11 protein-coding genes are annotated in these 12,975 nt (G+C 72.7%); 2 read left to right on the top strand and 9 right to left on the bottom strand.

From position 1 onward, the window contains the following. Positions 1-208 precede the first annotated feature (208 nt). The 4 genes from P3T27_RS39735 to map form a co-directional block, all read right to left on the bottom strand. Entirely contained in the window at positions 209-2,515 is a 2,307-nt protein-coding gene (locus P3T27_RS39735; RefSeq protein ID WP_280686248.1) for a transglycosylase domain-containing protein, read from the bottom strand. 177 nt (positions 2,516-2,692) lie between these two features. Then, positions 2,693-4,195, bottom strand: coding sequence for an alpha/beta hydrolase (locus P3T27_RS39730; protein WP_280686247.1), 1,503 nt, complete (start codon positions 4,193-4,195; stop codon positions 2,693-2,695). 153 nt (positions 4,196-4,348) lie between these two features. Beyond that, complete coding sequence (locus P3T27_RS39725) at positions 4,349-5,041, bottom strand: HAD-IA family hydrolase (protein ID WP_280686246.1); 693 nt, start codon at positions 5,039-5,041, stop codon at positions 4,349-4,351. 84 nt (positions 5,042-5,125) lie between these two features. After that, positions 5,126-5,893: a type I methionyl aminopeptidase gene (gene map / locus P3T27_RS39720; protein ID WP_280686245.1), complete on the bottom strand. Its 768-nt coding sequence runs from the start codon at positions 5,891-5,893 to the stop codon at positions 5,126-5,128. Between the two features lie 225 nt (positions 5,894-6,118). Here map and P3T27_RS39715 point away from each other — a divergent pair, with 225 nt between their 5' ends. After that, positions 6,119-6,388 carry a helix-turn-helix transcriptional regulator gene (locus P3T27_RS39715; RefSeq protein ID WP_280686244.1) on the top strand — a complete coding sequence of 90 codons (270 nt, stop codon included), beginning with the start codon at positions 6,119-6,121 and terminating at the stop codon, positions 6,386-6,388. 70 nt (positions 6,389-6,458) lie between these two features. Here P3T27_RS39715 and P3T27_RS39710 read toward each other — a convergent pair whose 3' ends face one another. The 3 genes from P3T27_RS39710 to P3T27_RS39700 all read right to left on the bottom strand — a co-directional run bounded on the left by P3T27_RS39710 (position 6,459) and on the right by P3T27_RS39700 (position 9,781). Further along, complete coding sequence (locus P3T27_RS39710; RefSeq protein ID WP_280686243.1) at positions 6,459-7,853, bottom strand: ABC transporter substrate-binding protein; 1,395 nt, start codon at positions 7,851-7,853, stop codon at positions 6,459-6,461. Positions 7,854-7,952: 99 nt separating this feature from the next. Beyond that, positions 7,953-8,864 (bottom strand): carbohydrate ABC transporter permease, encoded by a 912-nt coding sequence (locus P3T27_RS39705; protein WP_280686242.1) that lies wholly within the window; start codon positions 8,862-8,864, stop codon positions 7,953-7,955. Further along, entirely contained in the window at positions 8,861-9,781 is a 921-nt protein-coding gene (locus P3T27_RS39700) for a sugar ABC transporter permease (RefSeq protein WP_280686241.1), read from the bottom strand. Before P3T27_RS39700 ends, P3T27_RS39705 begins: the two co-directional genes overlap by 4 nt. A 240-nt stretch (positions 9,782-10,021) precedes the next feature. Here P3T27_RS39700 and P3T27_RS39695 point away from each other — a divergent pair, with 240 nt between their 5' ends. Next, positions 10,022-10,684, top strand: coding sequence for an SMI1/KNR4 family protein (locus P3T27_RS39695; RefSeq protein WP_280686240.1), 663 nt, complete (start codon positions 10,022-10,024; stop codon positions 10,682-10,684). 75 nt (positions 10,685-10,759) lie between these two features. On the opposite strand, the gene P3T27_RS39690 is transcribed toward P3T27_RS39695, so the two are convergent. Both P3T27_RS39690 and P3T27_RS39685 read right to left on the bottom strand, forming a co-directional pair. Continuing rightward, positions 10,760-11,521 carry a glucose 1-dehydrogenase gene (locus P3T27_RS39690; protein ID WP_280686239.1) on the bottom strand — a complete coding sequence of 254 codons (762 nt, stop codon included), beginning with the start codon at positions 11,519-11,521 and terminating at the stop codon, positions 10,760-10,762. Next, a complete protein-coding gene (locus P3T27_RS39685; protein ID WP_280686238.1) occupies positions 11,518-12,969 on the bottom strand; it encodes an MFS transporter in 1,452 nt (483 codons plus the stop codon). Before P3T27_RS39685 ends, P3T27_RS39690 begins: the two co-directional genes overlap by 4 nt. Positions 12,970-12,975 lie beyond the last annotated feature (6 nt).

Raw genomic sequence — 12,975 nt, 5'->3', positions numbered from 1 at the left:
GGTAGATGTCGCAATCCACACCGAGCCAGAAGGCCCTCACTCATTTCAAGACCACACAGCCGTGAGCCCTGTCACCAACCTCCGTGGTCAGTACAGCTAGGGCCTGACCACGGCGGGGACGCCGAGGATGCTGGGTGACACGGCGTCATCGTCCGCCGCCGGGCCGGGGCCCCGCAGGAGTACGGGTACTCAGGCGGGGCCGGGCGGCTCACTGGTCCTGGTTGTCGGCCGGGGCGGAGGGCGCGGACGGGGCGGAGGGCTCGGAGCGGCCGACCGGGCTGCCCGGGCTGCTCGGGCTGCTCGGCCGCTGCTTGCCCGGACCGGTGCCGCCGGTGCAGGAGGCGCTCGGCGAGCCGCTGGGGGTGGCGCAGCCCGGGTCGCGCTTGGGCGGGTCCGGGATGTAGACGGTCCGGAAGTCCTGCTCGGGCAGGTTCCGGACCGCGTCGTTCATCGCCTCCTGCCAGATCGGCCCGGGGCCGGTCGCCCCGAACACCTCCTTCTGGTAGTGGCCGCCGATCCGGATGTTCTTCATCGGCACCTTGGTGCCCGGGCTGCCCAGCCAGACCGAGGCGGCCAGGTTGCCCGTGTAACCGGTGAACCAGGCCGACTTCTTCTCGTCCGTGGTCCCGGTCTTTCCGGCGATCTGGCGGCCGTCGTCCAGGCCGAGTTCCTTCGCGGTGCCCTTCTCGGTCACCCCCAGCAGCACGCTGTTGATCACGTCCGCGGTGTTCTCGGACATCACCTCGCCGCACTTGGCCGGGCTCACCGGGACGTCCTTGCCGTCCACCGTGGAGATCCTGTTGATCGCCAGCGGCGCGCAGTAGGTGCCCCGGGCGGCGAAGCTCGCGTACACGTTGGCCATGGTCAACGGGCTCACCTCCTGGGTACCGAGGCCGAGGGCGGGCAGCTCCTGGAGCGGGTCGCCGCTCGCCTTGCCGGTCACGCCCAGCTTGTTGGCCATCTGCTTGACGGCGCAGAGGCCGATCTCCTGCTCCATCTGCACGAAGTAGGTGTTGACCGAGCGGGCCATCGCCTCCTTGAGCTCGTACGGGCCGACCTCGGACGCGCTCTCGTTGGGGATGCTGCCCTCCTTCTTGCCCTTGCTCAGGTTCTTCCAGGTGCCGTCGCAGGTCTTCATCGTCGGCCAGTCCATGCGGTTGGGCGAGTCGTACCGCTGGGTGGGCGACAGACCGGCCTCCAGGCCCGCGGCGGCCACGATCGGCTTGAAGTTGGAGCCGGGCTGGAAGCCGATGCCGCCGCCCATCGCCGCGTCCACGTTGTAGTTGACGACGGTCTCGTTCTTCTCCTTCGCCAGACCGTAGGGGCGGGTCTGCGCCATCGCCAGGATCTTGCCGGTGCCGGGCTCGACCATCGTCATCGCCGCCGAGACCGGGTCGGTGACGTACACCTGCCGGGAGACGGCGTTCTGGGCGGCGGCCTGCTTCTCCGGATCCAGCGTGGTGTAGATGTTGAGGCCGCCGGTGTCCCACAGCTTCTTGCGGTCGGCGGCGTTCTTGCCGAACACCGGGTCCTGCTTGACCACGTGGCGCACGTAGTCGCAGAAGAAGCCCATGCCGGCCTGGGCGGTGATGCAGCCGTTCTGCGGGTCCTTGTACGTCAGGCCCAGCGGGGCGGCCTTGGCCTCCTTGGCCTGGTCGGCGGTGATGTGCTTGTTCTCGACCATCTTGTCGATGACGGTGTCCCGGCGCTTCTGCGCGGCCACCGGGTGCAGCTTCGGATCGTACTGGGAGGGGTTCTGCACCAGCCCGGCGAGCATGGCCGCCTCGGGGAGGGCGAGGTCCTTGGCGTCCTTGCTGAAGTACCGCTGCGCGGCCGCCTGTATGCCGTACGCCTGGTGGCCGTAGAAGGTGATGTTCAGGTAGTTGGTGAGGATCTGATCCTTCGTCAGGTCCTCCTCCAGCTTGATGGCGTACCGGAGTTCCTGGATCTTGCGGCCGAGGGTCTTGCGCTGCGCCTCCAGGACGGCCGCCGGGTCGTCGCCGGCCTTCTCGACGTTGACGTTCTTCACGTACTGCTGGGTCAGGGTGGACGCGCCCTGGACGGTGGCGCCGCTCTCCGCGTTCTTGGTGATCGCCCGCAGGACGCCCTTGAGGTCGACGGCGCCGTGCTCGTAGAACCGCGCGTCTTCGATGTCCACCTGCGCCTGGCGCATCAGGGGCGACATCTGCTCGGCGGGTATCACCGTGCGGTCCCGCTCGTAGACCTTGGCGATCAGGCCGCCGCCGGCGTCGAAGATCTGCGTCGCCTGCGTCAGCGGCGGGGTCTTGAAGTCGTCGGGGATGCTCTCGAAGCCCTCGACGCCGCTCTTCGCCCCGAGCCCGACGGCGCCCGCCGCGGGAAGGACGAGGCCGGCCAGCAGGACACCGCCGAGCGTGCAGCAGCCGAGGAACGTGACCGTGTGACCCAGGAATCCGAGCGGGGTCTCACGGCGCCGCGGGCGCGGCACCCAGGTGTCGCCCGCGTCCGGGGCAGGTATGCGGCTCTTCGGTGACATAGCTGGAACACTAAGGCCGCGAATACCCTGCCAGGGCAGGGTGTTGGCGAAGCTTTGTCACAAATCCGCCACAGATTCGGCTCGTTCCGGCTGGTCGGACGGGTGCCCGGTCGAGGGCAAGGACCGTTCGTCCACGGCCCGTTGCCCCCTTCGCCGGTCGGGCTCGTTCGACCCGGCTCAGCCGGCCGGGCAGCGGACGTCCTCGGCCGGTCGGCGGCCGGTGACCAGGAAGTCCGTCACCACCGCGTCGCCGCAGGCGTTCCCGTTGGCCAGGTAGACGTCGTGCCCGCCGGAGTCCACCGTGACCATCCGGGCCCGATCCCCCAGCGCCGCGCGCAGCTTGAGCGCGCCCCAGTACGGGGTGGCGGGGTCGCGCAGGTTCTGCGCCAGCAGGATGTTCGCCGGGCCTCGGCCGGTAACCCGGACCGGCGGCTCGGCCGGCGCGAACGGCCAGAAGGCGCACGGCATCACGTTCACCGGCATGCCCGCGGTGAGCGGACGGGCGGCGCGCTCGGCGGCGACGTCCTTCCGGTAGGCGGCCGGATCGGCGGGCCAGGCGACGTCGTTGCAGAGGGTGCCGGCGGAGGCCGCGATGTGGTTCTGCAGCACCTCCTCCGGCGGCGCCACCGGCGCGGGCAGCGGGCGGCGGCCGAGGCCGGCCAGCATCAACCGGGCGAGATCGGGGAACGCGCCATCCGCGTACAGGCTCTGCAGCATGGCCTCGCGCAGCACGTTGCCGCTCAGCTCCGCCGGGTTGGCGCCCGGCCAGGGCAGCGGCGCGGCGTCCAGACGGGCGGCGAGGTCCAGGAAGAGCGGGCGGACCTCCTCCGGGGTGTCCGCGACCCGGTCCGGATTGCCGGGCGCCGAGGCCCACTCGGCGAAGTCCGGGAAGCGGTCCTCGGCGCCCTGGCCGAAGGCGGCGAGCCAGCCGCGCCCCACCCGCGACGGGTCCGGATCGTCGTTGCTGTCGAGCACGATCCGGTCGGTCTGCCGGGGGAACATCGTGGCGTAGACGGCGCCCGCGTACGTGCCGTACGAGGTGCCCCAGGCCGAGAGGCGGCGCTCGCCGAGGGCCTGGCGGATCCGGTCGATGTCACGGGCCTCGTTGCGGGTACTGAGGCTGCGCAGCACCGGGCCACCGTTGCGGGCGCAGGTCTCGGCGACCCGGCGGGCGGTGGCGAGGTTCTCGTCGATCGAGCCGTCGGCGGCGGGCCAGGGCCGGAGCTTGACCATCGCCAGGTCCGACGTCTCCAGACCACAGCTGACCGGCGTCGAACGGCCGACACCGCGCGGGTCGAAGCCGACCAGGTCGTAGCGGTCCAGGACGGACTGCGGAAGCCGTTTGGCCGCGCCGGCCGGGCGGTCGAGGCCGTTGTCGCCGGGCCCGCCGGGGATGATCAGCAGGACACCGTGGCGCAGGCCCGGTTTGGCGGCCGCGATCCGGGAGACGGCGAGGGTGATCTGCGGGCCGTCCGGGTCCGCGTAGTCGAGCGGGATGGCGAGGGTGGTGCACTGCTGGCGGGCGTCGGCCTGGCCCGGGCAGGCCGACCAGGCGAGGCGGCTCGCCCCGGCGGCGTCCGCGCCCGGGCCCGCCGCTGCGGCGGGCTGGGCGGCGAGGACGGTGACGACGAGCGCGGCGGCCGCGGTCACGGCGGCGAGGGTGCGGTTGGGGTTCGGCATGCCCAGAAGTCTGCTGGCGCCGGGGACTTGGACCCATCCGGGCAGCGGGTCGACCGGGGGTGGGGTAAACCCCCCTCTCCCGGCCATTGCTGAGGGGAGGTCAAAACCTTGGCAGCTCCGGCTGGTTCAGAGCAGGTGGCGAGCTCCGGGCGGTCAGGACAGCAGGTCGAGCAGGGGCGTCAGGGCGGCGGGGCGCTGCTCGACCGGCAGGTGGTCCACCGGGTGGAAGGCGCAGCCCAGGGCCGTCGCCCCGCCGTCGCAGGTCCGGTCGTCGCCGACCATCAGCACGTCGGCCGGGGGCAGGCCCAGCCGCTCGCAGGCCGCCTCGAAGATCACCGGGTCGGGCTTCTGCGCGCCGAGCTCGAAGGACAGCACGTAGGCGTCGACGAGCTCGTCGAGCCCGTGCTCCCGGAAGATCGGCCGCAGGTCCCAGCCGATGTTGCTCACCACCGCCACGGGCACGCCCCGGCGGCGCAGCTCCCGCAGCACCGGCCCGGCGTCCGGGTACGGCCGCCAGCTCGCGGGTGCCATGTGCGTGTCGTAGAGGGCGTCCACATCGAGGGCGGCGGGCGGCTCGGCCGCGCGTGCCAGCGCGGTGTACGCCGCCCGGTGCAGCTGCGGGGTCAAGTCCCGCTCCTGCCAGGCCTCCTGTACGTCCACCGGGATGCGGCGGGGCGGTACGCCGCCCGGCAGGGCGCCGAACTCCTCCAGCCTCCGGACCAGTTCGGCCTGCTCGGAAGCGGGCAGGCCGAGGCCGGTGGACGCCGCGAAGGCGTCCAGCCACTGGGCGGTCGAGGCGACCCGGAAGAGGGTGCCGGAGAAGTCGAACATCACGCCTTTGGTCACACCGCCGAGCGTACCGGGCCGAGGTGAACGCCAGGGTGGGGGCCCGCACGCCGCCGGCCGGACGGGCCACCGGTCGGACGGGCCCTACCGCAGGGTCAGGATGCGCGGGCCGTCCTCGGTGATCGCGACGGTGTGCTCGATGTGCGCGGCGCGGCTGCCGTCGGTGGTGCGCAGCGTCCAGCCGTCCGGATCGGTGTCGTAGTCGTCCCGGCCGCCGGCCGTGAGCATCGGCTCGATCGCCAGCACCAGGCCCGGCCGCAGCCGGTAACCCCGGCCCGGCCGGCCCTCGTTGGGCAGGTGCGGGTCCTCGTGCATGTGGCGCCCGATGCCGTGTCCGCCGAAGCCCTCGGGCAGGCCGTAGCGCCCGGCGCGGGCGACGCTGCCGACGGCGTGGGCGATGTCGCCGATCCGGTTGCCGACCACCGCGGCGGCGATGCCGGCCTCCAGGGCGCGCCGGGTGGCGTCGATCAGGGCCGTGTCCTCGGGCCGGGCGGTGCCGACGATGAAGCTCACGGCGGAGTCGCCGGCCCAGCCGTTCAGGACGGCGCCGCAGTCGATGCTCACCAGATCGCCGTCGCACAGCCGGTAGCCGTCCGGGATGCCGTGCACGACGGCGTCGTTCACGGAGGCGCAGATGACGGCCGGGAACGGCACGGGGGCGAAGGACGGGCGGTAGCCCAGGAACGGCGAGGTGGCCCCGGCCGCCCGCAGCACGCCGCGCGCCACCTCGTCCAGTTCCAGCAGGCTCACACCCACCGCCGCCGCGTCGCGCACGGCGGCCAGCGCGTCCGCCACCACCCGCCCGGCCTCGCGCATCGCGTCCAGGGCGGCATCCGACTTGATCTCGACCATGGTGACTCGTCTCCCCTCGATCCAATTCTTATACCGGTATTTGTATCACGGTCTGCGGGGTGGGGAGGCCGCCGGGCTGAGCGGAAGAGCGCGGCCCCGCGCCGGCCGGACGACGGGGAGGGCGGGGGCGCGTGGCGCGGCCTCGGAGATGGGCCCCGGGGGGCCGGTCGGCCGGGGAGGGCGATGGCGCCCGGACCGTACGGGGCAGGCCGTAGTATCGACCTCATGGCGAGGACTCCGCTGACCCCGTGGGAGCGCGAGCGTGGGGAGCGCTTCGGGGCGCTGCTGCGCGAGGCGCGTGGTGAGCGCAGCATGGTCGAGGTGGCGGCGGTGGCCGGTGTCTCGGCGGAGACGTTGCGCAAGATCGAGACAGGTCGGGCGCCGACGCCGTCGTTCTTCACCATCGCGGCGCTGGCGTTCGCGCTGGATCTGTCGCTGGACGAGCTGGCGGCCGCCTGCGTGCTTCCCGAGGACGGCGAAGCGCTCTCGGCGTGACGCTCCGCACGACGCGCGACGGCCCGCCCGGGCGGTGCTGCGCCGGGCGGGCCGTCGTGGAGCGGGCGGGTCAGCTCACGGAGCTGTTGTAGCTCTCGATCGCGGGCTGGAGTTCCTTGGCCGCGTCGGCGAGGGCCTGCTGGGCGGTCTTGGAGCCCGCGATGGTCTGCTCGATGGCGGTCTCCACACCCTTGCGGGCCTGCGGCATCACGCCGAGCAGGCAGCCCGCGGTGGCCGGGGACGGCTTGGTGGCCTTGAGCTGGTCGATGGCGGTCTGGAACTGCGGGTACTTGGCCACCCACTCCTTGTCCTTGGGGTCGTCCAGGGACTTGCGGTTGACCGGGAAGTAGCCGGTGCCGGTGTGCCAGACGGCCTGCTGCTCGGGGGCGGTGACGAACTTCTCGAACTCCCAGGCCGCGCGCTTCTCGGCGTCGGAGTGGCCCGGGCCGCTCACCCACAGCGAGGCGCCGCCGATGACGGGGCCGCCCTGGTCCGCGGCGGCGACCTTGGGGAAGGCCGCGGTGGCGACGGTGAACTTGGCGGCCTCGGTGTAGCCGCGCAGCACGCCGGTGGACTCCAGGTGCATGGCGACGGTGCCGGCCTTGAACGCGGCCTGGGCGTCGTCGGTGTTGCGGCCGGTGTTGGCCGCGTAGCCGCCCTTGACCAGGTCGGCCCACCACTGGACGATCTGCGCGCCCTGGGCGGAGTCGAAGACGGCCTTGCCGGCCTTGTTGCTGCGGCCGTTGTCCTGGTCGCAGTACATGGTGCCGGACTCGGCGAGCAGCTGCTCGACGAACCAGCCGTAGATGGCGGCGCCGAAGCCGTAGCGGACGGTCTTGCCGTCGGCGTCCTTCTTGGTCAGCTTCTTCGCCAGTTCGCCGAGTTCGGCGAGGTCCTTGGGCGGCTGGGCCGGGTCGACACCGGCCTCCTTGAAGGCGTCGGTGTTGAGGTAGAGCAGCGGCATCGAGGAGTTGAACGGCATCGAGGCGAGCTTGCCGCCGACGGAGTAGTAGTTGCGGATGTTCGGGTCGAGGTCGTCGAGCGCGTAGCCGTCCTTGTCGGCGAAGGCCTGGGCCGGGACGGTCTGCTTGGAGTCGATCATGAACCGGGTGCCGATGTCGTAGACCTGCACCAGGGCGGGGGTGCCCTTCTGCTGCACCGCGGCCTTGTACTTGGCGACCAGGTCGTCGTACTTGCCCTGGAACTGCGGCTTGACCTCGATCTTGCCCTGGTGGGCGGCGTTGAACTGGTTGACCAGCCCGGTCAGGACCTCGGCGTTCTTGCCGGTCATCGAGTGCCAGAACTCGACGCCGGTGACGCCGGAGGCCTGGTCGAGCGCCTGGGCGCCGGGGGCGGCGGCGTCGGAGGAGCCGCCGGAGCCGGAGCTGGAACCGCCGGAGCTACAGGCGGTCAGGGACAGGCCGGCCACCAGCAGGGCCGCGAGCGCGCGGGCACTCTTCTTCACGGGAGGTTCTCTCTCTGTCGGGAGGGACATGCTCGGGAGAGCGGGAGGAGCGGAGCGGAGGGCGCGGAGCCGGTCAGCGGAGCCGGTCAGCGGAGCGGGTCAGCGGACGGCGCCCGCAGTGAGGCCGCGGACGATGAAGCGCTGGCCGAAGACCACCAGGGCGAGGGTGGGCAGCAGCGAGAGCACGACACCGGCCAGGATCAGGCCCGGGTCGGCCATCTCGGAGTCGCGCAGCGAGGTCAGACCGATCTGCAGGGTCTGCATGTTCGCCGTGCGGGTGATGATGAGCGGCCAGAAGTACTGGTTCCAGGCGGACAGGAAGACGTAGATCGACAGTGCCGCCAGGGCGGGCTTGTTGAGCGGGACGACGATCCGCCACAGGAACCGCCAGTGGCCCGCGCCGTCGATCCGCGCGGCGTCGCGCAGTTCGCCGGGAAGTTGCCGGAAGGACTGCCGCAGCATGAAGGTGCCGAAGCCGGAGGCGAGGAAGGGCAGCACCAGGCCGAAGTAGGTGTTTCCGAGCCCCCAGCCCGACAGCGTCAGGTAGTTGGGGATGATGATGGCCTCCCACGGGACCATCAGCGTCGCCAGGAACACCCCGAACACCACGGCCCGCGCCTTGAGCGGCAGGAAGACGAAGGCGTACGCGGCCAGGATCGAGGTGAACAGCTGGGCGAGCGTGATGACGGTCGCCACGATCGCCGAGTTGGCGTACTGCCGGGCCAGCGGGATGGTGTCGACGGCGCCGGCGAAGTTCCGCCCGGTGACCGAGTGGGGCACCAACGCCGGCGGGTAGGAGGAGAGTTCGGACGGACCCATGAAGGCGCCGGCGATCGCGTAGTACACCGGGAAGGCCACGGTGACGACGGCGACGGCGAGCAGCAGGTAGACGGCGGCGCGGCCGAGCAGGTCGCGCGGCGAGCGGCCGGCCAGGATGCGGGTGCGCGGGCGGCGTGGTGCCTCGGCCCCGCCCTGGGACCCGGCTCCGGCCTCGGTGGCGGTCACGGTCATGCGTAGTGCACCTTCCGCTCCAGGACGCCGAACTGGACGGCCGTGCAGGCGAGGACGACCACGAGCAGCACCACGGCCTGGGCACTCGCGGTGCCGAAGTCGCTGGAGCCGTAGGCGAAGGCCTTCTCGTAGACGGAGTAGACGAGGGTCCGGGTGGCACCGTCCGGGCCGCCCTTGGTGAGGATGTGGATCTGGCCGAAACTCTGCAGCGCGTGGACGGTGGAGACCACGGTCAGGAAGAACAGGTTCGGGCCGAGCATCGGCACGGTGATCGAGCGGGCCAGCCGCAGGCCTGAGGCGCCGTCGATCCTGGCCGCCTCCAGGATCTCGGCGGGGATCGAGCCGATGCCCGCGGAGAGCACCAGGACGTTGTAGCCGAGGCTCATCCAGATCGTGGTGACGGCGACCGAGAGCAGCGCGTAGCGGGAGTCGGTCAGCCAGCCGATCGGGCCGAGCCCGAGGTGCGAGAGCAGGCCGTTGAGCACCCCGCTGGCGGGGTTGAAGAACACCGCGAAGACCACGGACGCGCTGGCCACCGAGAAGGCGAAGGGCAGCGCGAAGGCGGAGCGCAGCAACCGCACGCCCCGGATCCGGTTCTCCAGGAGCAGCACCAGCGCCAGCGCGCCGAGGACGCCGGGCACCACCGTCAGCACCGTGAACAGGGCGGTGGTGACGAGGGTGCGCCGGAAGTCCGCCGAGGTCAGCAGGTCGGTGTAGTGCTTCATCCCGACGTAGCGGGAGGGCGCGCCGAACAGGTCGTTCGCGTGCCCGCTCAGGTAGATCGTCCGTCCCAGCGGGTAGCCGATGAAGAGGACGAACACCACCAGGGAGGGCAGCAGGAAGGCCCAGGCGAGCCCGTGCTCGCCCCAGCGGTTTCGGCGACCCGGTGGGGGCGCGGTGTGCGGTGCGGTCGGCATGGGGTGCGCGTCCGCCTTTCGTTGCGTCGGTTCCGGCCGAAACCGTGTCCTGCCCACACGACGGGCTGGAAACCCCACGGTGAGCAATGAGTGTCGGCGGGCTTACGCGTTCGCGTCAGATTCGGCCCGGTCGTGCGCGGACGGGCGTTGGGGCAGGTCCAGAACGGGCGTCGGGGGCACGTCCCGGGGTGGCGGACGGGCGTGTCACGAGGTGTCAGTGGGGCGTCGTACGGTTCCCGGGTGAACGACACCGACTTCGATCTGCGGGCCGCCATGGCCGAATCCCTGCGGGGCCGTGCGGGCGCCTGGGCACTCGTCGAGGGCTTCGCGGCGCTCTGGGGCGAGCCGCTTCGGCCCGGCGACGGCTTCACCGACGCCGAGCTCGACGCGGCGGAGCGGCGGCTCGGCCTGCGGCTGCCCGTCGCGCTGCGCGAGGCGTACCGGCTGTTCGGCCGCCGGGCGGACCTCACCGGCAACCACAACCGGCTGCTGCCGCCGGAGGAACTGTTCGTCCTGGACGGCGCTTTGGTGTACCAGGAGGAGAACCAGGCGTGCGCGCACTGGGGCGTCCTGCTGGCCGACCTCGACCAGGACGATCCGCCGACGGTGGGCCGGCCGGACCTCGCGGACAAGTCGGAGGAACGCTGGGAGCCCTGGGAGGAGCGCTTCTCGACGGCCGCCGTGGTGATGGCGATGATGGAGAAGCTGCTGCAGGACGACGAGCTGAGCGTTTTCGCCGAGTCAGATGCGGAGGTTCCGGAGGGGCTTACGGAGCTGCCCCGGCTCGGCCGTGGCTGCCGCTGGTTCGCCTGGCCGGACGTACTGGTCGTCGCGATCGACGAGGACTTCGTGGTGGCCCGGGCCCGGACCGAGCAGGCGCGGGACGCGTTCGCGGAGCTGTAGCCGCGAACGGCTCAACGACCGGTTGCCGTCCGGCCGTTGGGCCGCGCTGCCGCCCGGTCGTTGAGCCGGGGCGGGTCAGGCGGTGGCGCCGCCGTCCAGGACCAGGTCGGCGCCGACGATGAAGGCCGCCTCGGGCGAGGCGAGGTACAGCACCGCGGCGGCGACCTCCTCGACCGCACCCGCCCGGCCGACCGGGAGGCTCTCCTTCATCCGTGCGGCCTTGTCGGCCTCGTTCTCACCGGGCCGGGTGGACATGCTGGTGTCCACCGGGCCGGGGCTCACCATGGTGATCCGGATACCGTCCGCGATGTGGTCGAGCGCGGCGCTGCGGGTCAGCGCGGTGACGGCGGCCTTGCTGGCGGCGTAGGCGCCGAGGCCGGGCAGGCGCATGTGGACGCCGAGGTTGGACGAGACGTTGACGATCGCGCCGCCGCCGTGGGCCCGCATGTGGCCGATCTGGTGCTTCATGGCGAGCCAGGTGCCGGTCACGTTGACGCCGAACACCCGGTGCCACTCGTCCTCGTCGATGTCGGCGACCGGGCCGACAGCGCCGAACACGCCCGCGTTGTTGACAGCGACGTCCAGGCCGCCGAGCAGTTCGACGGTCTCCCGGACCAGCCGGGCGGCGTCCTGACCGTCCGCCACATCCCCGGTCAGCGCGACGGCCTTGCCGCCGGCCCGCTCGATCAGCTCGACCGTCTCGGCGAGCGGGCCGGCGCTGCGGCCGGCCACCGCGACCCGCGCGCCCTCCCCGGCGAAGGCGAGGGCGATGGCCCGGCCGATGCCGCTGCCGCCGCCGGTGACCAGGACGGACTTGTCGGCGAAACGCGTGGTCATGATGAGTACTCCTTGGTTCGGTTGGTGCGTTCTGGTGCGGAGGTGGTCTTGGTGGGGTCGGCGCCCTCGGTGCTCCCGGCCTCGACGGGCCCGTTCGATCGGCGGGCGAGGGTGGCGACCGCGAGGGCGGTGAGCGCCAGCCCGACGGCGGCCGCCGCGAAGGCCGCGGCATAGCCGCCGACCACGGTCGGACGGGTGGCGGCGAGCGCCATCAGGGCGGCGACGCCGGTGGTGGGGCCGAGCTCCATGGCGGTGTTGAGCACGCCTGCGGCGAGGCCGGTCCGCTCGGGCGGCACGCCGCCGGTGGCGAGCACGGCCGCGCCGGCGAAGGCCGCCGCGGCCCCGGCGGGCAGCAGGAGCAGCCCGGGCAGCAGCCCGCCGACGTACCCGCTCCCGGGTGCGAGCCGGGCCAGCAGGCCGAGCCCGGCGCCCGCCACGGCGAGCCCGCCGGCGGTGACCGCGACGGGGCCGTACCGGGCGGCCAACGGCCCGGCCAGGCGCCCGGCCGCCAGCAGCGCCCCCGCGTACGGCAGGAAGGCTGCAGAGGTGGCCAACACGCCCCAGCCACGGACCTGTTGGAGGTAGAGCGCGAGCAGCAGGGAGGTCAGCGCGGTGCCGGCGGCGGTCGCCATGACGGCGGCGAGCGCGGTGGCCCGGTGCCGGTCGGCGAGGAAGCCGGGTGGCAGCAGCGGGTCTGCGGTGCGCCGCTCGGCGGCGGCGAAGGCGAGCAGCAGGAACAGCCCGGCGGCCAGCGGCGCGACCACCTCGGGGCCTCGCCAGCCGTGCTCGGTGGATGCCACCAGGCCGTAACTGGCCGCGCAGACACCGGCGGTGGCCAGGGCGGCGCCGGGCAGGTCCAGGCCCGGGCGGCGGTGGCCCGCCGGTTCGGCGGGCGGCAGCGAGCCGGAGCGGGCGAGGCCGATGAGGGCGACCAGGACGGGGGCGGCGAACAGCCAGCGCCAGGAGACCCAGGCGGCGACCGCCCCGGAGAGCAGGTTCCCGGCGGTGGCACCGAGCACCGAGAGGCCTCCCCAGGTGGCCATCGCCCGCCGGTAGCGCGCGGGTTCGGGATACAGCGCCCGGACGACGGCGACCGCCGCCGGGGCGGCCAGGGCCGCGCCGACGCCCTGGGCGAAGCGGCTCGCCAGCAGGACGGGGTAGCCGGGCGCGAGAGCGCAGGCGATCGAGGCGGCGGCGAGCAGGACCAGCCCGACCCGCAGCATCCGCCGGCCGCCGTGGCGGTCGGTGAGCCTGCCGCCGAGGAGCAACAGGGCGCTGAAGGAGAGCCCGTACGCGGCGCTCAGCAGCAGGACGCCGGACGGGCCGAGCCCGAACTCCCGGGCCACCAGGGGCAGCGGCACGGACAGGACCATGATCGTGAAGATCAGCGTGGCCTGCACGCCACCGAGCAGGGCGAAGCCTGGCCGGTCCGCCGTGGCGACGCTCATGGAAAC

It is taken from the genome of Kitasatospora sp. MAA19, assembly GCF_029894125.1.
Classification (GTDB): Bacteria; Actinomycetota; Actinomycetes; order Streptomycetales; family Streptomycetaceae; genus Kitasatospora.
The sequence above is the reverse complement of the archived record's forward strand: the minus strand, read 5'-3'. Positions and strand labels throughout refer to the sequence as shown.

Bases quoted from the DNA above. Each gene is read 5' to 3' on its own strand.
- P3T27_RS39735 (WP_280686248.1), bottom strand. From the start codon at position 2,515: ATGTCACCGAAGAGCCGCATACCTGCCCCGGACGCGGGCGACACCTGG.
- P3T27_RS39730 (WP_280686247.1), bottom strand. From the start codon at position 4,195: ATGCCGAACCCCAACCGCACCCTCGCCGCCGTGACCGCGGCCGCCGCG.
- map (WP_280686245.1), bottom strand. From the start codon at position 5,893: ATGGTCGAGATCAAGTCGGATGCCGCCCTGGACGCGATGCGCGAGGCC.
- P3T27_RS39715 (WP_280686244.1), top strand. From the start codon at position 6,119: ATGGCGAGGACTCCGCTGACCCCGTGGGAGCGCGAGCGTGGGGAGCGC.
- P3T27_RS39705 (WP_280686242.1), bottom strand. From the start codon at position 8,864: ATGACCGTGACCGCCACCGAGGCCGGAGCCGGGTCCCAGGGCGGGGCC.
- P3T27_RS39700 (WP_280686241.1), bottom strand. From the start codon at position 9,781: ATGCCGACCGCACCGCACACCGCGCCCCCACCGGGTCGCCGAAACCGC.
- P3T27_RS39690 (WP_280686239.1), bottom strand. From the start codon at position 11,521: ATGACCACGCGTTTCGCCGACAAGTCCGTCCTGGTCACCGGCGGCGGC.
- P3T27_RS39685 (WP_280686238.1), bottom strand. From the start codon at position 12,969: ATGAGCGTCGCCACGGCGGACCGGCCAGGCTTCGCCCTGCTCGGTGGC.